Consider the following 24,197-nt stretch of genomic DNA (forward strand, 5'->3'; position numbering starts at 1 on the left):
TATTTATTCCCCCGTCACTTCCTTGTACCACTTGGGATGATGTTTTTTCGCCCAGGCCCGCGATACCTTACCCCAAAGCATCGCCTCCAGTGTACCCGGATTGCCGATAGTCCCCAGGTAGACATGGACCACCACGAACATGATGGATGAGACGAAGAGCAGTCCGTGGACCAGCAGGGACAGCTGGACGATCCAGCGGGGAAACGCCAGCGGCCACCAGATGAAGATGCCGGTAATGCCCAGAAGGATCGTGGCAACGCCGATGAAGACACCGAACAGCTTCTGGCCGGCATTGAATTTGCCCACTTTCAGATGAATTTCCTTCCGGCTCAGATATCCCCCAAGGTAGCGGAACCATTCCATGTCGTCCTTGTTGAAGTCGGTGGTTCGGCGCCGGTTGTGGATGAACAGTACCAGCGAACTGATGAAGAACAGGACGCCAGCCACCTTGTGAATGATGATGGCCTTCTGCCCGCCGCCGAACAGATTGAAATAGCCGGTAAAGAGCCGGGAATAGAGCCCGAGGGCTGAAAGGAGCAGAGTGAAAAAGGTGATGGTGACGAACCAGTGCAGCACCCGCTCCCTGGTGTTGAAACGATCGATATAGTCATTCATGGTGCTCCTCCCCATGCCCGTTTTCATGTTCCGGCCGCTTCGGTCCCACCGTCACGTAATGGAGCAGCATGGCACCGATGCTTCCCCAGAAACCGAGAATCCCCAGGGGCTTGACCACATCCTTCCAAAGGAAGATGGAGAGAGGAATGGAGGGGCTGGCCGGCAGGCCGTAAACGGACGGCGGCCCTTCAAGAGCATAGACCACCCCCAGCCCGTCCAAGTCCTTCTCCCCATAAAGGGTCTTTTTCGCCGCTTTCGCCTTGGCGATCAGCTCGCTGCGGTTGCCGAAACTGATGGCTCCCGTTGGACATGCCTTGGCACATGCCGGCTGCAGCCCCCCGGCAACCCGGTCCTGGCAAAGGTTGCACTTGGCGACCTTGTCATCTTCGCCATAGCGGGGAATGTTGAAGGGACAGGCAGAGACGCAGTACTTGCAGGAAATGCACTTCTCCTTGTTGTAGGCGATAATGCCTTCCCTGGTGCGATAGAGCGCCCCGGGCGAGGGGCAGACCTTGATGCAGCCGGCATCGCCGCAATGCATGCAGCGTTCGCTGAAAAAGGCCCAGGTCACCCCGGCGCCAATTGTCCTCTCCATGAAATGGATGCGGTTATAGAGGTTGGCAGTCAACTGGGCATCTCCCCCCACCCGCTCCTTGCCCGGTTTATCGGCCTCCAGCTTATTCCACTGCTTGCAGGCCACCTGACAGGAACGGCAACCGATGCAGCGGGAGGTATCGATGAGAAATCCTTTCCTGGTATCGTTCATGGCGCTCACCCCCTCCTCTTCAGCGTGACCATGAAGGCCTTGGTTTCCGGGATCATGGTATTGGCATCCCCGGCCGTGGGGGTCAGCAGGTTGGCCGCATCACCCACCCCCGGCGTACACCAGCCAAAGCACCAGGGAAGCCCCACCTGGTGAACGAGACGATCGCCGATCTTCATGGGCTTCAAGCGCGGCGTCACCAGAGCGACAGCTTCGACGCTACCGCGGGCCGAAGCCACCGTCACCTTGTCGCCATTCTTCACTCCCTTTTCCCTGGCCAGTTCAACGCTCATCTCCACGAACTGCCGTGGCTGCAATTCAAGGAGCCAGGGGGTGTTGCGGGTCAGAACGCCGGTCTGCCAGTGCTCGGTCACCCGGTAGGTCGTGGCGACGATGGGGAAGCGGCTGTCGGCCGATGCCAGCACATCCTCCACCGCCGGATCGGCAAAGATTTTCACCGCCGGATTGATCTGCTGCCTGGAAAGCAGGTTCTTCGCCACCGGCGACTCCATGGGCTCGTAGTGCTCGGGAAACGGTCCGTCCTTTAGACCGGGGCCGAACAAGGCACCCAGGCCATCAGTGCGCATGATGAAAGGCTTGCGCCCCTCCTTGGTATCGGCCATGGGTGGCCAAGGGCCGTCGGGCACATCCCCTTCCCACTTGCCCACCTTGCCATCCGGCAGGACCGCAGTGGAATTCCAATAGATGACCGCCTTCTTCACATTGAAGGGTTTACCCTCCAGGTTCACCGAGGCCCGGTTGTAGATGATGCGCCGGTTGACCGGCCAGCACCAGGACCACTCGGGGAACATCCCCAAGCCGGTCGGGTCCTTTTTCACCCGTCGGGCCATCATGTTCCCCTTCTCGTTGTAGCTCTGGCAGTAGATCCAGTTGCCGCAGGCGGTGCTGCCGTCGGCCTGGAGCTTGGCAAAGCCGTCGATCAGCTCACCCTTCTTGCCCAGCAGTTTCTTCTCCCACGGTTTCGGTGCCGGCGGCGGTTCCCCCGGCTTGGCCTTGGGCTTGTCCTCCACTTCCACAATAAAGCTGCCGTTGATCTCCTTGGCCACCGCGTGAATATCCACACCGCGGATGATGCCGTCCGCCCTCTTGAAGCCGTAGTTCCAGGTGAGGTTCGTGAGTTGCTCGGGGAGCGCCCCCCCTTCCTTCTGGTAGAGCCCCTTGATGCGGAAAAAGAGGTCGTTCATGATCTCCGAGTCCGGTTTCGACTGGCCGAGGGGCTTCACTGCCATATAGCGCCACTGGGCCCAGCGCCCCGAGTTGGTGATGGAGCCCTCCTTTTCGAAGGAAGCGGCGGCAGGCAGGAGGAAGACCTCCGTATTCACCTTGGCCGGATCCATTCCCGGTCCCCGCCAGAAGGAAGCGGTCTCGTTGTCGAAGAGATTGACCGCCACCATCCAGTCCAGCTTGGCCAGGGCCTTGCGCACCTTGTTGGAGTTGGCCCCCGAGCAGGCGGGATTCTGCCCCCAGGCAAAGAAGCCGCTAAATTTTCCCTTGATCATCTGGTCGAAGATCACCAGCCAAGAGCCGTTCATCCCCGGGTCCATCTTGGGGAGCAACTCGTAGCGAAAATCATTTTCTTTGGTCGCCTTCGCGCCATAGATGGCCTTCAGGTAGCTGGCGATATATTTGGGGCGATTCTGCCACCAGTTGGCACTCTGAGGATCGCTGCTCTTGGGGGTGTACTTGGCGTTGTAGGCGGCGAGATCCTTCAGATCCGCAGTTGGCATGGGCAGGTAGCCGGGAAGGATATGGAAGAGGAGTCCGTGATCGGTGGAGCCCTGGACATTGGACTCGCCGCGCAGGGCGTTGACCCCGCCTCCGGCGACACCGATATTGCCCAAAAGGAGCTGGATGATGGACATGGCCCGGATATTCTGGGTTCCCACGGTGTGCTGGGTCCAGCCCATGGCATAGAGGGAGGTCCCCGCCTTGTCGGGGGCGCCGGTGGAGGCATAGGCCTTGTACACCTCGACCAGAGTCTCATTGGGGGTGCCGGTAATGCTGGAGACCATCTCCGGCGTGTAGCGGGCGTAATGTTTTTTCAGCAGCTGAAAAACGCAGCTGGGATCGCTGAGAGTCGGGTCGGTCAGGGGATTACCGGTTCCATCCTTCTGGAATCCCCAGGATTTAGCATCGTAGCTGCGCTTTTTCGGGTCATAACCGGAGAAGAGGCCGTCAAGCTCATGGGGCATCCTGAAATCGGCGGATACCAGCATGGCGGCATTGGTGTACTGTTTGACGTAATCGGTGAAGTAAAGCTTGTTCTGCAGGATGTAATTGATCATGCCGCCCAGGAAGGCAATGTCGGTGCCCGAGCGGAGCGGCGCATAAATGTCCGCCTTGGCCGCACTGCGGGTAAAGCGGGGATCGACGCAGATCACTTTGGCCCCTGCGTCCTTGGCCTTCAATATCCAGCGGAAGGAAACCGGGTGATTTTCTGCCGGATTGGCCCCCATGATGAGAATCACATCGGCATTCTTCAGATCGATCCAGTGGTTGGTCATTGCACCGCGTCCGAACGACTCTGCCAGAGCCGCTACAGTTGCACTGTGTCAAATGCGCGCCTGATGTTCGATGTACACCAGGCCCAACCCCCTTAATAATTTTTGGTACAGGTAGCATTCTTCGTTGTCCAGGGCGGCGCTCCCCACCGAGGCGATGCCCATTGTGCGGTTGACGGTGGCGGTCACCTCTTTTTCAACTTCGGCGTCACCCACCTTCTCCTTCACCTTGATCTTGCTGGTGGGGACAAAACTGGCATCGCGGCTTTTCTTCACCCGCTTGGCGATCTCGTCCAGGGCCCAGTCCCAGGAGACCGTCTGCCATTCCTTTGAACCCGCCGCACGGTACATGGGCTTTGTCACCCGGGCGGGATTATCCCGCAGCTGGAACACCGCCGAGCCCTTGGGACAGAGAGCCCCCTCGTTGATGGGATGGTCCGGGTCCCCCTCCACATTGATCAGGTTCCCACCCAGGGTATGCATGATCATGCCGCACCCCACCGAGCAGTAAGGGCAGATGGAAGTGGTCTCCTTGGCGAAGCGGATCGGAAGGTCTTCCGCCTTCGCCTCCAGCGGGGCCAGATCCAACCCCAGCGCCGACGCCGCAAGGCCTGCGCCGGAGAGTTTGAGAAAGTTCCTTCGCGAAACTGCCATAGCACAACCTCCTTCTGTGAAAAAAGTCTGCAATCACATGGCACTTGGTTTACGTCACTATAATACTATGTTTTATATTTTCAAGTCAGCAATCATTACCACCTTTACAGTGGTTAATTTTAGCCAGCAACCAAATATGACATTGTTTTATTGGACCAGCGAACAATATATGGCGCTGCATATTAAAATATCGTCACCTCAATGCCGAAGCTTTAGATATTTCTGCTTTTCCTTTCGTGGACTTGAAAGAAGGTTGTCCCATGGAGACAGGATCTGCCTGATAAATGGGGTTTATCGCCCTTTGACAATCGTTAGAATCAGGTTTATAGTGCGCGTTAATCGACGGGTTTTCATTCGTGAGACGATGGAAAGGTTGGAATAATTGGTAGGTTTACGGTTGCAACAGAGAAATATAGGGAAGTATCCCTAATTTCCTTAAGAAGAGATATGGAGGAATTATCGTGCGACAATTAGTCTGTTTTCTATTATTGCTGGCCCTAACTGGCTGTTCAAAAGATCTGGTGCAGCATGCCTACCTGAAAAACTACACCTTGGGCGAACCGCAATCCGTTCATATTGGCGAGCCTATAATTAAAATCAGGGATATCTATCGAGAATTTGATGAAAATCACCCTAGTGTCAAAGGAGTGTGTCTTGAGCCGTCTAGTGACTTTTCCGTATCCGCTAAATATACGGAACGATTCATTGACAGAAGTCTGAAAGTATCGGGTTCAAGTCAAAAGCAATATCCATTTAATTATGTCACTAAAATCAACAACGCCGAATATTCTGTGTTTTGGATTGGTGGTGAAAATGGCAAGGATTATGGCTTATTGTTCGATGACAGTGGCAAAATTTTTACTGGATATGCTTTCGTTGATAATCATGATAGTAGCAGCATGTACCTATTGAAAGATGTGGTTTTAGACCCAGCAAACATCACCATGAAAATAACCAAAAATTCCACCCCCTGTAGCGGGTTTAATAACTACGACTCTGATGACATAACTATTGGTGACAATAATCTTGAGCTTGTTTATGGCGGAATTAACAACGTTACCATCTCACTCATGTACAGGGAATATACCTGGAACGATCTAGCAAGACCATCCTTCTTCCAAAACCTTGTATACGAAACAGGCGCGAAAGAGATTAGATTCAAAGATTTTAAAATTGAAGTTCTTGAATTAAGCAATGAAAAAATTGTCTACAGGGTATTGGAAGACAAACTTAAAGATACCACTTTGCGCCGTGATGGCCGGGAATGGCAAACCATTGAGAAAGCGAGAAAAAAAGACTAGGGGCGGCGAGAAATGCCCACGCCTTTGCCCCAAGCAAATCGGAGAGAATAGAGAACTGCCTGGTTTCCCCCGAAAGTCATTATTAAGCAGCTTTTCGGTGTGCCTTAAGCACCGACAATGCTGCCGGGTCATGATCCAGCAATACCAGGGCACTGCTTATCGCCCGACTGGGCAGTAAATCACCGCTTTCGTATTTCTGGAAAGCCCTTGGGCCGCCGCCTATTAGAAGGCCGGCCTCTTCCTGGGAAAGGTGAAGCTTCTTGCGGACACGCCGGATTTCATCCGGCTCCAGCAATTTTTCACTTCTGGCTTTAAGGAGATTCAACTTTCGATCGGAAATTTTCATATCCTCGCCAGTATGAATACTCTCCTCGGATTGGTCGCAATACCAGCCAGGCATATCGAAAGTGAGGCTCTCGCCTTTGTAGGTAAGAGTAATTGGACGTACACCGCGATACATTGCCGCACCCGTTTCCGGGCAGACAGGATTATTCATGGTTTTTCTCCTTGAACGACAGCAGCAGGAACTCGGTTATGGTATCGGCTGTGAATTTCAAATACAGCAGCCCCACTGGTGACGGGACATGGTACACGTCCTGCCAAAGTCGGGAATCTGCATAAGCCGTCATAGATTTATAGAAATGGCCCCGTTGCATTGTTTGAATTGTGCTTACAATCTCGGCCCGCCCACACCCAAGCAAAGCAGCGCTTCGAAGCGCTGACCCTGTAACGGCAAGCTTTTCTACGGTCGCGAAAGTGGCCTTAAACGCGTCAAGATCGTATGTAGGTTTCCGCTTCTCGGTCATGAGGATTTTATACACCATAAAGGTGTAGCCTGCAAGGGATAGTTCTACGAGCGCCACCTAAAATCAAGCCGCATCCTTAAGCGACGCCACTTCCCGCTCAATTCAGCCTGCCTGGTAATCTCAGCACATTCGATCATACCCGCCTGAAATTCATTCAACTCACTGTCCGCTGGGCAACCATGAATAACCCAAAGATTATTATTTATATTGCTTAAAATAATCTATATGTTATTATTTTATGGCGGCAGAATAATACAGAGGTTATTTATATGCTACCGAAATACAAGCTCATAGCACGCCAACAGCTCGATAATGCGCTGTCCGACTATGCCGCCTTCAAACTGAACTCACCGCCGGTTAAGGGCTGGATACGAGCAATCCGTGAAGCACTCGGTATGTCGGGTAAACAACTGGCAAACCGACTGAATGTCAGCCAGCCTCGCATTCCCAAACTGGAACGGGATGAGCTGTCGGGCGTCGTCTCTCTGAATACCATGCGGCAAGCTGCTGAAGCTCTGGATTGCGTGTTTGTCTACGCCATTGTTCCCCGTACCACTCTGGAGGAAATCGTTCGGGCGCAGGCTCGCAAGGTTGCCGAATCCAGAACTCAGAGGGTGGCGCACACCATGCTGCTCGAAGCGCAGAACCTGTCTGACCAGGAGCAACAGGCATCGATTGACGCCGCCGTTGATGAACTCGTGCGGGAAATGCCGAAAGAACTTTGGGAAACTGCGCCATGAAGTTTGATTATGCAGAGGGGGCAACGCCGCTTGACGCGGATGAAGCGCAAGGTCTGCTGCTTTCTCATATCACCAGCCGGGTTGAGCTTGACCGCTGGGAACAGGAAAATATCAGCGAAGCGGAAGCATGGGCATTTCGCCGTAAGCCGAAAGATATTCTTACCATTGGCTTCATCAAGCGGATGCACAAAAGGATGTTCGGCAATGTCTGGCGCTGGGCAGGAGAAAGGCGCAACAGCGGTAAGAATATTGGTGTGGCGGCATGGCAGATAGATACCGACTTGCAAAATCTCTGTGCCGACTGCGCCACCTGGATTGAATACGGCACCTACCCACCGGATGAGATAGCAGCTCGCTTTCATCACCGCCTTACGGCAATTCATCCCTTCCCCAACGGCAACGGACGCCACGCCCGGCTCATGACCGATATTCTTCTGGTACATCTGTTGGGACAACCGCACTTTACCTGGGGTAGCGGTAATCTGGTTAATGCGGGTGACTGTCGGCAACAGTATATCAATGCCCTCCGTGCCGCAGACAGGCACAATTACAGCCAGCTGCTGGCATTTGTACGCTCGTAAATTTTCCATGGCCATTTTTCAGGAACGATGGCAGCAATGATGCTGCTGGCCGTCATTCCCATGGTGCTGGCTTTTTGCAACGGTGAACTGGCAGAATGGAGACAACGGCGCGTTCGTGTGGGGGTGCTGCTGGCTGTTGATGCTGATCTGCTTAGGTTTTGGCGTGATGAACCTAGTCTGGATGGCGTTTGACCGGTTGCCCGGAACGGGTGAATTGAATTTGTGCATTACTCAAGTACACTTTTCTTGGTGTCTAACCTCCACCGAATACTATCAGGTGAATGTGGACGAAGCCGTGGTTCAGTCTGTCACGGCCTCGAAGGGGAGTACTTATGGCTGCTATCCGCAGAATCAAGCTCATAAGGAAAGGCCAGCCGACCATCGAGGGGGCGGGTGTCCACCTCAAACGGGCCTTCGGCAATGCACAGGTGCCCCAGTTCGACCCGTTTCTGATGCTCGATGATTTCCATTCCGACAACCCCGCCCATTACCTGCCCGGTTTCCCCTGGCACCCCCACCGGGGGATCGAGACCATCACCTATGTGCAGGAGGGACTGGTGGAGCATGGTGACAGCATGGGGCACAAGGGGGTGATCGGCGCCGGCGACGTGCAGTGGATGACCGCAGGCAGCGGCATCATTCACCAGGAGATGCCCAAGGAGAGCCCGACCGGCACCATGTGGGGGTTTCAGTTCTGGGCTAACTTGCCCGCCAGCCAGAAGATGATGCCACCTCGCTACCGTGGCGTGAAGGCTGCGGATATACCGGAAGTGACCATTGAGGGTGGCATAACCATCAAGATTATTGCCGGGAAGATCGGCAACGTGCAAGGCCCGGTGCAGGGCATCGTCATCGAACCTGAAATGCTCGACATCAGCATCCCACCCGGGACCGTTTTCCGGCACCCCGTACCGGCAAGGCATACTGCCTTTGCCTATGTTTTATCAGGCGAGGGATATCTCGACGAATGCCGCGATCCCTATGCCCACGACACCGCCGGCGCAGGTTGGTCCGATACGGAACGCCGCTGCGTCTGCCAGCCGGAAACGGTGGTGCTGTTCGAGCATGAAGGGGATGCCGTGCAGGCCACGACGACAGAAAAACCGGTTCGCTTTCTTCTCGTTTCAGGAAAGCCCATTGGGGAGCCGGTTGCCTGGTATGGCCCCATTGTCATGAACACCCAGGAAGAGCTGCGGGTCGCTTTTGAGGAATACCAGCAAGGGACCTTCATCAAGCACAAATAGCACCATCCGCATATATTACGGGGGAAATCATGTCACAATTCGTCAGCCGGCTCTCCGACACGATCAAACAGGTGGTGCCGCTGATCGAGGCACTCTATAAAGATATCCACCAGAATCCGGAACTGGCCCTGCAAGAGACCCGTACCGCCGGTATCATCGCCCGGCAGTTGCGTGAAGCAGGTTTCGAGGTGACGGAGAAGGTGGGCCGGACCGGGGTGGTCGGGATTTTGAAAAACGGCGACGGCCCTACCGTCATGATGCGGGCCGATATGGACGCTTTGCCCATGAAGGAAGAGACCGGTGTGCCGTACGCCAGCCGCAAGGAAGGGGTCAACGCCAAAGGGGAGACCGTGCCGGTGGCCCATTCCTGCGGGCACGACATGCACACCTCCTGGCTGCTCGGCGCCGGCATGGCATTGTCCCAGGCACGGGATGCCTGGCACGGCACGCTGATGGCGGTTTTCCAACCGGCGGAAGAAACCGCCCAGGGTTCCCAGGCCATGCTCGATGACGGTATGACCGACCTTTTTCCCCGCCCAGACGTCATCATGGGGCAACATCTGCTGCAGCATCGCGCCGGCACGGTGTGCTGCCGCCCCGGACAGGTCCTGACATCGGGCGATAGTCTGTTGGTGCGCTTTTTCGGCAAAGGTGCCCACGGGGGCATGCCCCAAAACAGCATCGATCCCATCGTAATGGCCGCAGCAGCAGTCCTGCGTCTGCAAACCATCGTCAGCCGCGAAATTCCTCCCCAGGCGCAGGTGGTGGTGACGGTGGGGGAATTTCATGCCGGCACGGCGGAAAACATCATTCCTGCCGAAGCCCATATCAAGCTGAATGTGCGGACCACGGACGAAGGGGTGCGCGACCACGTGCTGGCTGCCATTAAAAGGATCTGCATCGCCGAGTCCCGTGCCTCCAACGCGCCGAAAGACCCGGAGTTCGAGGAAATCAACAACTACCCACTGACCGTCAATGATGCCGAGGTTGCCCAAAAGGTTATCGACGCCTTTCACGGCCAGTTCGGCGAGCGGTTTGTGGACATGCCGCCCCAAGGAGCCAGCGAGGACTTCGGCCGCTTCGGGAAAGCCTGGAAATCCCCCTATGCATACTGGTTCGTCGGCGGCTGCGCACCTGAAACTTACGATAAAGCGGTGCAAGAAGGGACGGTGGCACACCTTCCCGGCCCCCATTCCCCATTTTGGGCCCCCGCCCTGCATCCCACCATACAAACCGGCATCGAAACCCTGCTGACCGCTGCCGGTATCTGGCTGGCAAGATAGGCCTGTGCATATCCAAATAAAAAGGCAGAACGGCCCACAATCAGCCTGGTCTGCCTCTCTTCGTTCAGGAAAAATCTCCTACTCTTTCTCGATCTTCACCATATCCTCGCCCTGACTGGCTTTCTTGAAGTTCCTGATGCTGCTCCCCAGGGCCTGGCCCAGCTGGGGCAGTTTCGACGGCCCCGCCACCACCAAGGCGATGATTGCGATTATGATTGCTTCCGGCATGCCAAATCCAAACATTACTGACTCCTTTTGCTTAAAGCGGTGCTGTTGTTACTGCTGTGAACGACTGAAGGCTCCCCACGCAGACTGAAGTACTCGGTGGGGGTGTTGATGTTGCGAAACGAGTTGAACCCTCCGTCGAAGCAGGCCACCAGACCAGCCGGCACGACCTCCACGGGAACCGCATCGAAAAAAGAGACCACCCGCTTCTTCCCCGCCGCCAGGCTCCTCTCCATGGCATCCAGGCAACCGCGCCCATAGACGGCATGGAGCGGTTCGAGGCCACCGTCGCTTTCGGGAATGACCACCCCGGCCGGATTGCAGCGGCCGGCGAGGTAGCCGATCAGTTCGTCACTCAGGTAGGGCATGTCACAGGCGACGGCGAAGATGGCCGGGTTGGTGCTGTGGAAGAGCCCGGCATGGATGCCCGCCAGCGCTCCCATACCGGGGAAGATATCCCCTACCGTGCGGCAGGGGAGAAACCGGTACTGCTCCGGCGTGTTGGTGACGACGATCACCTCGCCGAAGTGCCGGGCGAGCTGGCGATGGATCGCCTCGATGAAGCGCCCGCCACGGTAGGGAAGGAGCGCCTTGTTGCTCCCCATGCGGCTCGATGCGCCACCGGCCAGGATGACGCCGGTTACATTGGTACACGTGCTGATCCGCTGCATCAGTCTCATCCGCGCTCCATTGCCTTTCACGCCCCTGCCGCCACTGAACCATGCTTCTCCACCTTACGGAACTTGTCCGGCAGGGAGTAATCCACCGTCTCCGGGTGGTGTTCGAAGATGGGGAAGTACTTGGCGATGAGGACAAAGAAGAGTATCTCCGCCGCAATGATGCCGATGGTGACCAGGGTTTCCAGGAGCGACGGCACGTAGGGAGCCCCCTCGTGGATCATGCCGTACATGGAGACGTTGAAGCGGTTGACCACCAGGCCGAAGATGACCAGCCCGGCGGCAATGGCGCGAAGGCGGTTATTGTTACGCACCTTTTTCTGCATAAACATGAAGAACGGTACGAAGACACCGGCAAGGACCTCGATGCCAAAGAGAACTAGCATTCTTGGCCGGTCGAAGAATGGACCTTCACTGAGGAAAAACAGGGCGTAGGCCTTGACTAGGATATAGACGCCGATTACCCAGGGGATGATCCTGGCCAGTGTTTCCAGAAGTTCCGACTCGTCCTCCTGCCCCAGCCACTTATGGGTCATGGTTGCTTCGAGGATGATGATGGAGAGGCCGCTGAAAATAGCGGAAATCCAGAACAGAAGCGGCAGCAGCGGATTATACCAGAGGCTGTGCAGCTTATCGACGGCGATGAGGAAGAAGGTACCCAAAGATGACTGGTGCAGGGTGGAGATGGCGGCAGCAGCCACGACCAGGGGCATCTCCAGGGTCCGCAGCACCCGCAGCGGCAGGTAGTAACCTAATTTCTCGCAGACCGGCGACAGGAACTCCAGGAACAGCACTGTTGTATAGGCCATGATGCACATGGAAACCTCGAACATGGGTGAATGGGGGTTCCAGAAGACCATGGTGTGCCAGCAGCGCTGGGGCTGCCCCAGATCGAGCAAAAGCCCGACGCTGACCAGGGAATAACCCAGGAAGCCGGTGACGATTGCCGGCCGCACCAAAGGCTCCAGCTTCTTGATATGGAAGCAGTGGGTGATGGCCCCCAGGGTGAAGGCGCCGGCGGCCAGCGGCACGGCAGTGACCACGTCGAAGGAGACCCACAGCCCCCAGGGGTAGGTATCGTTGAGGTTGGTGGTGACCCCGAGGCCGAAGATGAAGCGGACCAGGGATGCCAGGGCGCCGAGCCCCACCAGCACCATGAGGAATTTGAGGAAGCGGTGGTAGCCCTTTATTTCGTTGATGATCAATCTAGCAGCAGTCATTTATTGCCTCCAATAGCCATATAAGGATTCCCCCTCCCTTGATGGGAGGGGGTTAGGGGGAGGGTGAGGTCTTCAGTTTCCCCCCTCTCCCTAACCCTCCCCCACGGAGGGGGGAGGGAACTTAAGATGTCGGCTATTCTGTTTTTTCTTGATTCTGGTCCGAATGTTTCCTGCTTTGAGTTCTCTGTTCCTCTTCCTTCTTCAACCGGTCCTTCCTGTGGGTGAACCAGGAAAGGAGCGACAGGGACCCGCCGACGGTGAGGAAGATCCCCGGTACCAGGCGCAGCGCCTGCCAGGTATAGGAGGGAAGCGGCCGCTTGGTCACCGGTTTGAAGCCCAACTCGTCGAAGGGGAGCGCGGTCAGGTAGATGACGCTGGTGCCACCCGCTTCCTCCTTTCCATAGATCTTCTTCAGGTAGCGATCGGGGCGGGCGGCGATGCGCCGTTCCGCTTCCTTCAGCATCTCCGCTCGGGGACCATAGGTGATGGCGGACGGACAGGCGGTGGCGCAGGCAGGCTTGTGGCCGTTTTTGATCCTGCTGTAGCAGCCGGTGCATTTCTTCACCAGAGGAAAGGCCTTGCTCCACTCGTACTTGGGGACGCCGAAGGGGCAGGCGACCATGCAGAAACGGCAACCGATGCAGCGCTTGGTGTCGTAGATGACCGGCCCTTCCGCCGTCTTCTTGAAGGCACCCACCGGGCAGACCGAGGCGCAGGCTGGGTCGTTGCAGTGCATGCACATTTCCTTGTAGAAGGCGAACTCGTTCTGGCCGTTTTTCTGGTAGTCCCGGAACTTGATCCGGGTGAAGGTGTATTCGGACATGGCGGGGGGATTCTGGTATCCCTCGCCGTTGAAGAATGTGGTGTTTTCCGCCTTGAGCTGGTTCCACTGTTTGCAGGCCACCTGGCAGCCACGGCAGCCGGTGCACTTGGTCATGTCGATGAGGAACGCTCCAGTTTTGTTGAAATCCTTGATATCGCCGCTCATGAGCGCTTACCCCCTTTTTCGATGTTGCAAAGGAAGGCCTTGAACTCGGGGATGCTGGTATTGGCGCAACCAACGGATGGCGTCAGGACGTTGCCGCTATCCCCCTTGGCCAGACCGGCATAGCCGAAATGCCACGGCATCCCCACCTGCTCGATCTGCTTGCCCCCCACGATGAACGGCTTCAACCGCGCCGTCACCAGCGCTGTTGCCTCAATGGTGCCGCGCACCGTGGTAATGCGGACCTTGTCTCCTTTGACGATGCCTTTCTCCTTGGCCAGGGTTTCGGAAAGCTCAACGAACATGTCAGGCACCAGTTCCACCAGCCAGGGGAGGTTGCGGGTCATGGCCCCCGCCTGCCAGTGTTCGGTGACCCGGTAGGTGGTGCCGATGTAAGGAAATTTGCCCAGATCCGAGGAGACGTTCTTCGGCAGCTTGACCACCGGGTTGTTCTGCACCGGAGACAGGAGGTTCTTAGCCGGGCTCTCCACCGGTTCGTAGTGCTCGGGGAACGGGCCGTCTTTCAAATCCAGGCCGTAAAGGCGGGCATGCCCCTCGGCCAGCATGATGAAGGGATATTTGCCTTCCTTGTCGTCCTTCATGGGAGGCCACGGCCCGTCGGGCACGTCCCCTTTCCACTTCTTCTCCAGCCCATCCCAGGCGATAAGCGCCCGTTTCGGATTGAAGGGCACGCCGTCGGGATTGACTGAGGCCCGGTTGTAGATGATGCGGCGGTTGACCGGCCAGCACCAGGACCACTTGGGGAACAGGCCAAGACCGGTGGGGTCACTGGCGTCGCGGCGGGCCATCTGGTTCCCCTCTTTGGTGTAGGAGCCGCAGTAGATCCAGCAGCCGGAGACGGTGGACCCATCGTCCTGCAGGTATTTGAACATGGGCACTTGGTCGCCGGCCTTGAATTCCAGGGTCTTGTCCTTGTCCTTGATGGTCATGTCTTTCGTGAAGTAGCCGTTGATCTCCTTGGCCACCTGATGCACATCGGGCTCATGGCCGGTGCCGTAGTTCCAGGCAAGCTTGGTGAGCGGCTCGGGGAATGTGCCCCCTTCCTTTTTGTACAGGTCTTTCACCCGGGTGAAGAACTCGTGGATGATGTGCATGTCGCTGCGGGACTCGCCCACCGGCTCAGCGGCCTTGTAGCGCCACTGGGTCCAGCGCCCCGAGTTGGCGATGGAGCCTTCCTTCTCGACGCTGGAGGCGGCGGGTAGCATGAAGACCTCGGTATCGATCTTTTTCGGATCGACGCCGGGGCGCTTCCAGAAGATGGAGGTTTCCGTCTCCCACAGATCGACGGTCACCAGCCACTTGAGTTTCCCCAGGGCATCCCTGGCGCTCGTGGAGTCGGGTCCCCCCATGGCCGGGTTCATGCCCATGCAGACCAAGCCTTCAACTTCCCCCTTGCCCATCTTCTCAATCAGCTTCATGTAGGAGTAGTTGCCGCTCCGCTTGGGCAGGTAGCTGTAGCAGAAGTCGTTGTCCTTGGTGGCGTTGTCGCCGTACCAGGCCTTCAGCAGGCTGACGGTATATTTCGGCGTGTTGCCCCACCAGTTGGCGCTCTTCTTGTCCTGGGTCTTGGGGGTCCATTTCTCCAGGTAGCCCTTCAAGTCCACGTTGTCGAACTCGGGAGACTTGAGATAGCCGGGCAGGATGTGGAACAGGAGCCCGTAGTCGGTGGAACCCTGGACGTTGCTTTCGCCGCGCAGGGCGTTGATGCCGCCGCCGGCGATGCCGATATTGCCCAGGAGCATCTGCAGGAGCGAAATAGCCCGGACGTTTTGGGTGCCGTGGGTGGACTGGGTGATGCCCATGGCGTAGAGGATGGTGCCGGCCTTGTCGGGGCGGCCGGTGCCGCAGAAGGTCTTAGCTACGTTGGTGTAGTCTTCTTTTTTCGTCCCGGTGATGGAGCAGACGGTGTCCACGTCGTAGCGGGAAAAATGCTTCTTCAGCAGCTGGAAGACGGAGCGGGGATGCTGCATGGAGCGGTCCTGCTTCGGATTGCCGGCCCCGTCCAGCTCGTAGGCCAGCATCTTCAGGTCATAGCTCTTTTCCGTATCGTCGAAGCCGCAGAACATCCCCTGTTCGAAGTCGAACTTGTCGTTGACGATGAAGGTGGCGTTGGTGTACTCCCGCACGTATTCCTGGTGGATCAGGTTGTGGGCCAGGGCGTAGTTGATCAGGCCCCCCAGGAAGGCGATGTCGGTACCGGGACGGATCTGGGCATAGATATCCGCCTTGGAGGCGGTACGGGTAAAGCGGGGATCGACGGCAATCAGCTTGCCACCGTTATCCAGGGCCGCCTCGATCCATTTGAAGGAAATGGGGTGGTTCTCGGCAGGGTTGCAACCGATGGCCAAAATGGCATCGGCGTTCTTCAGGTCAATCCAGTGATTGGTCATGGCACCACGACCGAATGAAGCCGCCAGACCGGCGACTGTCGCACTGTGTCAAAGTCGGGCCTGGTGTTCCAGGTTGGCCACACCCATGGCCCGGCCGAACTTGGACCAGAGGTAGCACTCCTCGTTGTCCAGTCCTGCGCCGCCGAGGAAAGCAAGCCCCTCGGTCCGGTTCACCACGTACTCCTTTTTGTCTTTCTTGTTGACCTCGGTGGCCTTGAAGGTCTTGTCCCGGGTCTCCTTCATCCGTTTGGCGATCCGCTCCAAGGCCCAGTCCCAGGACTTTTCTTCCCACTTGTCAGAGCGGGGTGCCCGGTACATGACCTTCTGCAGGCGGCGTTCGTTATTGGCCACCTGAAACAGCGCGCCCCCCTTCGGGCAGAGCGATCCCTGGTTGATGGGATGATCGGGATCGCCCTCGATATTGACGATCTTGCCGTTCTTGGTGTGGACGATCAGGCCGCAGCCCACGGCGCAGAACGGGCAAATGGTGGTGGATACCTTCAGTCCCTTGGTCCGCATCTGGGGTGCATCGACACTCGCCTCCCCCGGTTTGCCGTTAAGGGCCAGCCCTGCCGCTGCCAAAGCGCCCCCCTGCAGGAATTGTCTGCGTGAAACTGCCATGTGTACTCCCTTCCATGAAAATAAACGTGCACGACGTTCTGTAAACAAAATCGCTACAAACCGAAGCCCTATACGGCAACAGCCGTGCCAATAGTGTTTACATGTCTACACAACCCACAACCTCTGAAAGGACGAGCCTTGATACCTTGGACGACGGGGTTAGCCCATGGTAGGGGAAAAGTTGTCTTGCGAACTTCTGTCCAATTCATGTATCATTTTGACACACAAGGCCCTTGAACGGAGTAGGACAAAATGGCACAGACACGAATCTTCATCTGCGATGACGAAGAGGGGATACTCAAATACATGAAGAAGCTGCTGGAGTCTCAAGGGCTGGCGGTCGAGACCTTTACCTCCGGACAGGCGCTGCTGGCTCGGCTGCAGCATGGTGTGGATGCTGATCTGCTGCTGCAGGACGTGCGGATGCCCGACATGGATGGGCTTCAGATCCTGAAGAACGTGAAAGATATCCACCCAGGGCTGCCGGTGGTAATCATGACCGCCTTCGGAACCATCGATGCCGCGGTGGAGGCCATGAAACTGGGAGCATACGATTACGTGACCAAGCCATTCCCCAAGGAAAAGATCCTTGGCGTTCTGGAAAACGTCCTGGAGCGGGAGCTTTTGCGTAAGGAAAACCTGCAGCTCAAGGAGGAACTGGGGAAGACGCCCCTAACGGATGCCATCGTCTTTGCCAGTGACCGTTTCCGCGAGGTCTACGAGCTCACCCTGGAGGTGGCGGCCAGCGAGGCAAACATTCTTATCCTCGGCGAATCGGGGACGGGAAAAGAACTCATTGCCGGCGCTATTCACCGGTACAGCAGGCGCAAGGGACGCAGTTTCCTGTCCATCAACTGCGCCGCCCTTTCCAACACTCTTCTGGAGTCGCAACTCTTCGGCCATGTGCGCGGCGCCTTCACCGGCGCCACCACAAACCAGAAGGGGCTTCTGGAAGAAGCGGACAACGGCACGCTCTTCATGGACGAAATCGGTGACATGAGCCTCGTGTTGCAGGCCAAGCTGCTCCGGGTCATCCAGGAGGGGGATTTCATCCCTGTGGGATCGACCAGGGCGAAGAAGGTTGACATCCGTTTTGTCGCTGCCACCAACAAGAACCTGGAAAAGGAGGTGGCCGAAGGGAGGTTCCGGGAAGACCTCTTCTACCGGCTGAATGTCATCTCCATTCCTCTGCCGCCCCTTCGGGAGCGGAGAGAGGACATCGAGCCCCTGGCCCGGCATTTCCTGAAAAAGTACAACCAGCGTATGAACAAGGGAGTTGACCGTTTCACCAGAGAAGCGCTGGAGTTGATGCGTGGATACAGCTGGCCGGGCAATATCCGGGAGCTGGAAAATGTCGTCGAGCGGGCAGTGATATTGTCTCGCAGCGGCATCGTTACCGCCGACAACCTTCCCCTGTGGCGCAACAGTGTTGCACCTGCGGCTGCTTACCCATCCAGCCCGTCAAACCAGCAGCAACTGGACTCCCTGGAGCATGTGGAACGGGAGCATATTCGCCAGACCCTGGACAGGACCGGCTTTCACAAGAGCAGGACCGCGGAGATCCTCGGTATCTCCCGCAAGACCCTCGATCGCAAGATCGCTGAATTCGGACTGAAACCCGCAGGAGAGTAACTTGCCGCAAAAGCGCTTCCCCATCAAAAGAAAGCTGACCATCGCCATCGTCATTCCCATCGCCATAGCTATCCTTATTTGCTGGCTGGCCGGGGTGTTCATCCTCAACACCAAGATCGTCAGGCAGGCCCAGGAAAAGGTGCGCAATGACCTCAATGCCGCCCGGGAGGTCTATCTCCACGAAGTAGGCCACGTCCGGGATGTGGTCAGGTTCACCGCTTCCGCCCCCTACACCGCCGCGGTTCTACACGGCGACAGGAAGGCCCTGGCCGGCATGCTCGTCCCGCTGAGGCAGACGGAGCAGCTGGACCTCTTCATGGCGTTGGATGCCCAGGGAAACGTCCTCTATCGCGTCAACAACCCCGGCGCCGCCGGTGACGACACCTCTCGGAACCCAGCCATCGCCCGTGCCCTGAAGGGAGAGATCGCTGCCGGCACCTGGGTCGTGCCGGCCGAGGCCATGGCCACGGAAGGCAAACAGCTGGTCGGGCAGGCTGCCATCCCCATCCTCCCCACCCCCCATGCCCGGCCCACCACCGAAACCATGGAACGCGCCGGAATGATGCTCATTGCCGCCGCCCCGGTAAGGGACGGCGCCGGTAGAATTATCGGTGCCCTCTGCGGCGGCATCCTCCTCAACAACAACAACAGCCTGGTGGACAAGATCAAGAGCATCGTCTACGAAGGGGTAAAAGCGGACGGCAAGGACGTGGGAAGTGCCACCATCTTCCTGGGCGACCTGCGCATCGCCACCAACGTTCTCACCTCAACGGGATCGCGGGCCATCGGTACACGCCTCTCCGAGGAAGTCTACAACCGGGTCATCATCCATAAGGAGAAGTGGCTCGACCGCGCCTTTGTCGTCAATGACTGGTACGTTACCGCCTACGAACCGATCCTGTCAGTGGATGGCGTGCCCGTAGGCGCCCTCTACGTGGGAATGCTGGAGAAACCATTCACCGCCATCAAGTTCCGGCTGGGACTCCTCTTCAGCGGCATTCTGCTGGTGGGTGCAATAATCGGCATTGCCGTGGCAGGGTTTTTGGCAACGCGCCTGGCACGGCCGGTGAGGGAGCTGGAAAACGCGGCGCGGCGGGTTGCCGCCGGGGAGCGGGATGTACAGTGCCGGGTGTCGAGCCGGGACGAGTTGGCAGACCTGGCGGAGGAATTCAACCAGATGAACCGGGCGCTGATGCAGCGGGAAAGCCACATAACCGAATTGAACCGGGGACTGGAGGACAAGGTCCGGGAAAGGACGGCGGAACTGGAGGACAAGAACCGGCTGCTGGTGAAGACCAGGGAAGAGCTGCTGCGGAAAGAAAAACTTGCCGCCATTGGCGAGTTGGCCGCCGGCGTTGCCCATGAGATCAACAACCCCCTGGCCATCATCCGCGGCAATGCGGAACTCTTGCAGATGTCGGTGCCGAAAGGGGCAGACAACCGGGACGAGGTGGATACCATTTATCAGCAGGTGGGACGGATAGAGCGGATCATCGGCAACCTGCTCCGCTTTGCCCGCCGGGAAAAGAAACAGCTGGGACAGGTGGACAGCAACAGGCTGTTGGAAGAAATTCTCGCCCAGATCGTCCACCAGGTGCCGCTCTCGGGCATCCGTATCATGAAGGAGTATGAGGCGGGGCTGCCGGTCGTGGAAGGCGACAGCGACCAGATCAGGCAGGTGTTGACCAATCTGGTGCTCAATGCCATTCAGGCCATGGGCCAAGAGGGGATGTTGACTATAAAGACCCGAATGGACGGGGCAGAGGATCGAGTGGCGATTATCATCGCCGACACCGGCGCCGGTATTAAGGCGGAAGATCTACCGCAGATCTTCAACCCTTTCTTCACCACCAAGGCCAACGGTACCGGCCTGGGGCTCTCCGTATCATACGGCATCGTCCATGACCACGGCGGAACAATCGAAGTGGAAAGCGAAGCGGGAAAAGGGAGCAGTTTTAAAGTTTCGCTACCGTTAAAAATAAGTTGCAAGTTCTAAGTTCGAGCCCGAAGCAAAACTCTTTACTCTTTACTCTTTACTCTTTACTCTTTACTCTTTACTCTTCACCGCAACCGCGTCTCCCGGTTTGACCGTTCCCCCTTTGAGGACCTTGGCAAAAATCCCTTCCTTGGGCATGACGCAATCACCGGCCTGGTAATAAATGGCACAGCGGGTATGGCATTCCTTGCCGATCTGGGTCACCTCCAACTCGGTCGGCCCAATGATGAGCCTGGTGCCAATGGGGAGGGAGACCAATTCAATCCCTTCAGTGGTAATGTTCTCGGCAAAATCGCCCGTATCGACGGAAAGGCCGAGTGTCTGCATCTTGCGGATGCTCTCCATGGCCAAAAGGCTCACCTGGCGATGCCAGTCACCGGCATGGGCATCGCCGACGATGCCGTGATTTTCCCTGAATTCCACAGAGGCCACGGGCGTCTTCCGTTCCCCCTTCTTTTCACTGATGCATACTGCCAGAACCTTTGCCGACATACCTTCCTTATCCTTTCCTATCCCCCTACCCGTGACATGGCAAAGGGTTGTAGATCATTGTTGTCGTTATCCAGACCGTGTCCGTCCGGCTTGCCGGCGACGATCAGCCGCAAGGCTTCGCCCAGCCTCGTCCTGTCACCGGATCTCAAAAGAGGCTTCAGATCGAGACCTTCGCCGGAGAGCAGACAGCCCTTGGCCAAGCCTGCAGAAGTGACCCTGATGCGGTTGCAGTCCCGGCAGAAGTGGCCTGAAATGGGGGTGATGATGCCAATGGAACCGGCCGAGCCCTTGATCTTGAAGTTGCGCGACGGTCCCGCCAAATCCTGACTGCCGTAGGGTATCAACTCGTACCGCTTGCCGATCCGCTCCAGGATTTCATGGCCCGACACGGAGAGGGTACGCCAGTTTTCTGCCTGCAAGGTCGGCATGTACTCGATGAAACGGACCGCAAAGGGGCGATCCATGGTCATGGTGGCAAAATCGAGCACCTCGTCGTCGTTTATGCCGCGCATTACCACCATGTTGATCTTATGGGGCGGAAAGCCGGCCCTTTCAGCCGCTTGCAGTCCACGCAAGACTCTCTGCAAATCACCGCCGCGGGTGATATGGGCAAAGGTCTCCTGTTTCAGGGAGTCCAGGCTGATGTTGAGCCGCTGAACCCCGGCCCGGTGCAGATCTTCGGCCAGTTCTTCCAGCAACAGCCCGTTGGTGGTAAGCACCAGCTGTTTCAGCCCCGGAACGGCGGAAATAGCCCTGAGAAAAGGAATGATATCCCTTCGCACCAGCGGCTCTCCACCGGTGATGCGAATTTTTTCGATGCCGATGGCAACCGCTTCCTCAGCCACACAGATCAGGTCCTCATAGGTGAGAATATCTTCGTGGCAGAGCTTTTCCACCCCTTGCTCAGGCATGCAGTAGCTGCAGCGCAGGTTACAGCGGTCGGTTACCGAGAGGCGAAGATAATTGATATGTCGGCCATGGGTGTCCAGCAGCTTCATATTACTACTCCACCATTTTAATCAGCAAAATGCCGTGATAAAAAAATATCACAATTCTGAAATTATTTGTGTTATTTTACAAGTGCATTATTTAATGAGCAGCAGATGTATACAATCTAAGCATTTTACAGATACACTTGCAAGCTTTTTTACATAACAATGTTTTACAAACTAATCTCCGAGTCGCTGACGCCTGCCGGGCAGACCATCTGGTCATGCCAATGGCGAGCGACCACTGGGCATTGCTGGAAACGGCAGCGCCTCCCTTTTGGAAAGGAGAGTCAACAGGCGGCCTAAAGGCCACGCCGAGGTCTCTTTCCATGGAAGGAGACCTTTTTATTTTCTGAACAGCACTTTCTCTCTGCGAAAGCTACCGGCACCCCAGGGATAGCTTCAGCAGATCGACAGAAGGGAACACAATACGTGGGATTCTTTTCCGAATCGCTACATACAGCCCTGGGCCTCATACTCACCATGGACCAGGAAGTCTATACCACTGTCTGGACTTCCCTCTATATTGCAGTCTGGTCGACGCTTCTTGCCTCGTTACTCGGCATTCCCGCAGGCATCATCATCGGAACCGGCACGTTTCCGCTGAAGGGGGCACTGACGACCTTTCTCAACACCCTGATGGCCTTGCCGACGGTGGTTGTCGGCCTGATTGTCTATGCGATCATCAGCCGGCAGGGACCGCTGGGGCAATACGGGCTTCTTTTCACGCCGAAGGCAATGGTGATCGGCCAGACCATTCTGGCTATTCCCATCATTGCCAATTATACCTTAAGCACCGTCGAAGGTGCGGACAAGAGGATTCTTCCCACGGCACTCACCCTTGGAGCCGGCCCTCTGCAAGGGGTGCTGCAACTGGTGCGTGAAGAGCGATTCGGAGTCATGGCCGCCGTCATCGCCGGATTCGGCCGGGTCATTGCCGAGGTTGGCGTTGCCATGATGCTGGGGGGCAATATCCGTGGCTACACCCGCACCATGACAACCGCCATTGCCATGGAAACGAGCAAGGGTGAATTCGCCTTCGGTTTGGCTCTGGGCACGATCCTCATGGCCGTTGCCTTTTTCGTCAACATGGCTTTGAACATCCTGCAACAACGGCGGTGAACCGGCAAAAATAGTTCCTTTCCTGCATGAAACGCTTTTTCTTGTAATATCTTGTAATAATGAATCTAAAAACGAGGTCCATTTATGCCTACCTTCAGTGAAGCCAGGAGAACCATTCTCGACCATGTTTCCACCACAGGTATCGAACGGGTCAGCCTTATTGACGCCATCGGCCGCACCCTTGCCGAAGATATGACCGCGCCGTGGAACATGCCCCCTTGGGACAACTCCGCCATGGACGGTTTTGCCGTACGTGCCGGGGACTGCCAGGCTCCCCAGACACTACTGAAAGTCACCGGCTATATTCCTGCAGGTGCCATCGCCACATCTGCCGTGGAAGCCGGCTGCGCCATCAGGATCATGACCGGCGCGCCCATCCCGCCAGGGGCAGATGCGGTGGTCCCGGTGGAGGAAACGGAAGAAGACGCTGATTCGGTCAAGATCCTGGAGCCAGTAAAAGCACGACAGCACATACGCTTTGCCGGCGAAGACATCAAGACCGGCGACAGGGTGCTGGCTGCAGGCACGGCAATTACTCCATCGGCCATCAACATGCTCGCCTCCCTGGGTACCGCCCTGCTGCCAGTTTTCCGCCGCGTCCGGGTGGCGATAGTCTCTACGGGGGACGAGCTGGTCGAATTGGGAGGACAGATAGGGAAAGGGCAGATCATCAACAGTAATGCCTTATCCCTGGCTGCTGCGGTGAAGGAAATCGGTGGCGAACCGGTCATCGTCGGCATCGCCAGGGACAACCGGGAAAGCCACCTGCACATCCTCCAACAGGGGCTGCAGGCGGATGTGCTGATCACCTCTGCAGGGGTGTCCGCCGGAGATCGGGATCTGGTTCGCGAGATTCTCACTGAGCTTGGAGCAGAGCAGCTTTTCTGGAAAGTTGACATCAAGCCGGGACGACCGACCGCCTTCGCCATGAAAGCAAATACTCCCATCTTCTCCCTGCCAGGCAACCCCGTTTCCAGCATGATCACCTTCGAAGAACTGGTGAAACCGGCCCTCTTAAAGATGATGGGGAGAAAGCAGGTCATCGCCCCCCTCTTCAAGGCAACTCTCACCGAAGAAATCCGCAAGAAGCCAGGGCGCCTGCACTTTCTGCGTGTAGCCCTTGAGAGAGGAAAGGACGGCTACCTGGCAAGCAGCAGCGGCAATCAGGAAACGGGCATCGTCAAAACCATGATCCAGGCGGACGGTCTGGCCATGCTCCCTCCCGACAAAGCGCTCTTCGCTGCCGGCGAACAGGTGGACGTGCATATTCTCAACCAGGATTTTCTGCTGGAAGAAGCATAAATAACGGTGAGGTGAT

The 24,197-nt window shown here is 56.9% G+C and carries 22 protein-coding genes and 1 riboswitch; of the genes, 10 read left to right on the forward strand and 12 right to left on the reverse strand.

Going from position 1 to position 24,197, the window contains the following annotated elements; genetic code table 11:
* Positions 1-3: 3 nt before the first annotated feature.
* Genes ML541_RS09705 through fdnG (ML541_RS09715) form a run of 3 tightly spaced genes read right to left on the reverse strand, consistent with a single transcriptional unit; the run spans position 4 to position 4,554 of the window.
* Positions 4-615, reverse strand: coding sequence for a formate dehydrogenase subunit gamma (locus ML541_RS09705; RefSeq protein WP_243372582.1), 612 nt, complete (start codon positions 613-615; stop codon positions 4-6).
* Positions 608-1,381 carry a 4Fe-4S dicluster domain-containing protein gene (locus ML541_RS09710; protein ID WP_243372583.1) on the reverse strand — a complete coding sequence of 258 codons (774 nt, stop codon included), beginning with the start codon at positions 1,379-1,381 and terminating at the stop codon, positions 608-610. Before ML541_RS09710 ends, ML541_RS09705 begins: the two co-directional genes overlap by 8 nt.
* Before the next feature lie 5 nt (positions 1,382-1,386).
* Positions 1,387-4,554: a formate dehydrogenase-N subunit alpha gene (gene fdnG / locus ML541_RS09715; protein WP_243372585.1), complete on the reverse strand. Its 3,168-nt coding sequence runs from the start codon at positions 4,552-4,554 to the stop codon at positions 1,387-1,389.
* Between the two features lie 461 nt (positions 4,555-5,015).
* Between fdnG (ML541_RS09715) and ML541_RS09720 the strand changes: the two genes are divergently transcribed.
* Entirely contained in the window at positions 5,016-5,855 is an 840-nt protein-coding gene (locus ML541_RS09720; protein ID WP_243372587.1) for a hypothetical protein, read from the forward strand.
* A gap of 82 nt (positions 5,856-5,937) precedes the next feature.
* On the opposite strand, the gene ML541_RS09725 is transcribed toward ML541_RS09720, so the two are convergent.
* Both ML541_RS09725 and ML541_RS09730 read right to left on the reverse strand, forming a co-directional pair.
* Positions 5,938-6,351, reverse strand: a complete 414-nt coding sequence (locus tag ML541_RS09725) for a type II toxin-antitoxin system MqsA family antitoxin (RefSeq protein WP_243372588.1) — start codon at positions 6,349-6,351, stop codon at positions 5,938-5,940.
* Positions 6,344-6,661, reverse strand: a complete 318-nt coding sequence (locus ML541_RS09730; RefSeq protein ID WP_347710797.1) for a type II toxin-antitoxin system MqsR family toxin — start codon at positions 6,659-6,661, stop codon at positions 6,344-6,346. The genes ML541_RS09725 and ML541_RS09730 overlap by 8 nt, the downstream gene beginning before the upstream one ends.
* Before the next feature lie 269 nt (positions 6,662-6,930).
* Between ML541_RS09730 and ML541_RS09735 the strand changes: the two genes are divergently transcribed.
* From ML541_RS09735 to ML541_RS09755, 5 genes are all read left to right on the forward strand, one after another.
* Positions 6,931-7,401, forward strand: a complete 471-nt coding sequence (locus ML541_RS09735; protein ID WP_243372590.1) for a mobile mystery protein A — start codon at positions 6,931-6,933, stop codon at positions 7,399-7,401.
* Positions 7,398-7,982 carry a mobile mystery protein B gene (locus ML541_RS09740; RefSeq protein ID WP_243372591.1) on the forward strand — a complete coding sequence of 195 codons (585 nt, stop codon included), beginning with the start codon at positions 7,398-7,400 and terminating at the stop codon, positions 7,980-7,982. Before ML541_RS09735 ends, ML541_RS09740 begins: the two co-directional genes overlap by 4 nt.
* A 27-nt stretch (positions 7,983-8,009) precedes the next feature.
* On the forward strand, positions 8,010-8,174 hold the full coding sequence (locus ML541_RS09745; RefSeq protein WP_243372592.1) for a hypothetical protein: 165 nt from the start codon (positions 8,010-8,012) through the stop codon (positions 8,172-8,174).
* A 140-nt stretch (positions 8,175-8,314) separates the two neighbouring features.
* Positions 8,315-9,226, forward strand: coding sequence for a pirin family protein (locus ML541_RS09750; protein WP_243372593.1), 912 nt, complete (start codon positions 8,315-8,317; stop codon positions 9,224-9,226).
* 29 nt (positions 9,227-9,255) lie between these two features.
* On the forward strand, positions 9,256-10,509 hold the full coding sequence (locus ML541_RS09755; RefSeq protein ID WP_243372594.1) for an amidohydrolase: 1,254 nt from the start codon (positions 9,256-9,258) through the stop codon (positions 10,507-10,509).
* Between the two features lie 78 nt (positions 10,510-10,587).
* Here ML541_RS09755 and ML541_RS09760 read toward each other — a convergent pair whose 3' ends face one another.
* The 5 genes from ML541_RS09760 to fdnG (ML541_RS09780) form a co-directional block, all read right to left on the reverse strand.
* A complete protein-coding gene (locus ML541_RS09760; RefSeq protein ID WP_243372595.1) occupies positions 10,588-10,752 on the reverse strand; it encodes a twin-arginine translocase TatA/TatE family subunit in 165 nt (54 codons plus the stop codon).
* Positions 10,752-11,414 (reverse strand): molybdenum cofactor guanylyltransferase, encoded by a 663-nt coding sequence (locus ML541_RS09765; protein ID WP_243372596.1) that lies wholly within the window; start codon positions 11,412-11,414, stop codon positions 10,752-10,754. The genes ML541_RS09760 and ML541_RS09765 overlap by 1 nt, the downstream gene beginning before the upstream one ends.
* Before the next feature lie 17 nt (positions 11,415-11,431).
* On the reverse strand, positions 11,432-12,631 hold the full coding sequence (gene nrfD / locus ML541_RS09770; protein ID WP_243372597.1) for an NrfD/PsrC family molybdoenzyme membrane anchor subunit: 1,200 nt from the start codon (positions 12,629-12,631) through the stop codon (positions 11,432-11,434).
* A gap of 133 nt (positions 12,632-12,764) precedes the next feature.
* Positions 12,765-13,619: a 4Fe-4S dicluster domain-containing protein gene (locus ML541_RS09775; protein ID WP_243372598.1), complete on the reverse strand. Its 855-nt coding sequence runs from the start codon at positions 13,617-13,619 to the stop codon at positions 12,765-12,767.
* Positions 13,616-16,648 carry a formate dehydrogenase-N subunit alpha gene (fdnG, locus tag ML541_RS09780; protein WP_243372599.1) on the reverse strand — a complete coding sequence of 1,011 codons (3,033 nt, stop codon included), beginning with the start codon at positions 16,646-16,648 and terminating at the stop codon, positions 13,616-13,618. Before fdnG (ML541_RS09780) ends, ML541_RS09775 begins: the two co-directional genes overlap by 4 nt.
* A 252-nt stretch (positions 16,649-16,900) precedes the next feature.
* On the opposite strand from fdnG (ML541_RS09780), the gene ML541_RS09785 reads away from it, so the two are divergent.
* Together ML541_RS09785 and ML541_RS09790 are read left to right on the forward strand one after the other, a co-directional pair.
* Positions 16,901-18,280, forward strand: coding sequence for a sigma-54 dependent transcriptional regulator (locus ML541_RS09785; protein WP_243372600.1), 1,380 nt, complete (start codon positions 16,901-16,903; stop codon positions 18,278-18,280).
* A 1-nt stretch (position 18,281) separates the two neighbouring features.
* Positions 18,282-20,276 (forward strand): cache domain-containing protein, encoded by a 1,995-nt coding sequence (locus ML541_RS09790; RefSeq protein ID WP_243372601.1) that lies wholly within the window; start codon positions 18,282-18,284, stop codon positions 20,274-20,276.
* Between the two features lie 51 nt (positions 20,277-20,327).
* On the opposite strand, the gene ML541_RS09795 is transcribed toward ML541_RS09790, so the two are convergent.
* On the reverse strand, positions 20,328-20,768 hold the full coding sequence (locus ML541_RS09795) for an MOSC domain-containing protein (protein WP_243372603.1): 441 nt from the start codon (positions 20,766-20,768) through the stop codon (positions 20,328-20,330).
* 17 nt (positions 20,769-20,785) lie between these two features.
* Positions 20,786-21,766 (reverse strand): GTP 3',8-cyclase MoaA, encoded by a 981-nt coding sequence (moaA, locus tag ML541_RS09800; RefSeq protein ID WP_243372605.1) that lies wholly within the window; start codon positions 21,764-21,766, stop codon positions 20,786-20,788.
* 164 nt (positions 21,767-21,930) lie between these two features.
* A riboswitch (molybdenum cofactor riboswitch) is annotated at positions 21,931-22,061 on the forward strand.
* Positions 22,062-22,189: 128 nt separating this feature from the next.
* Between moaA and ML541_RS09805 the strand changes: the two genes are divergently transcribed.
* Together ML541_RS09805 and glp are read left to right on the forward strand one after the other, a co-directional pair.
* On the forward strand, positions 22,190-22,879 hold the full coding sequence (locus tag ML541_RS09805) for an ABC transporter permease (protein ID WP_243372607.1): 690 nt from the start codon (positions 22,190-22,192) through the stop codon (positions 22,877-22,879).
* Positions 22,880-22,963: 84 nt separating this feature from the next.
* Positions 22,964-24,181, forward strand: a complete 1,218-nt coding sequence (glp, locus tag ML541_RS09810; RefSeq protein ID WP_243372608.1) for a gephyrin-like molybdotransferase Glp — start codon at positions 22,964-22,966, stop codon at positions 24,179-24,181.
* Positions 24,182-24,197 lie beyond the last annotated feature (16 nt).

Source organism: Geotalea sp. SG265 (assembly GCF_022808985.1).
Lineage (GTDB): Bacteria > Desulfobacterota > Desulfuromonadia > Geobacterales > Geobacteraceae > Geotalea.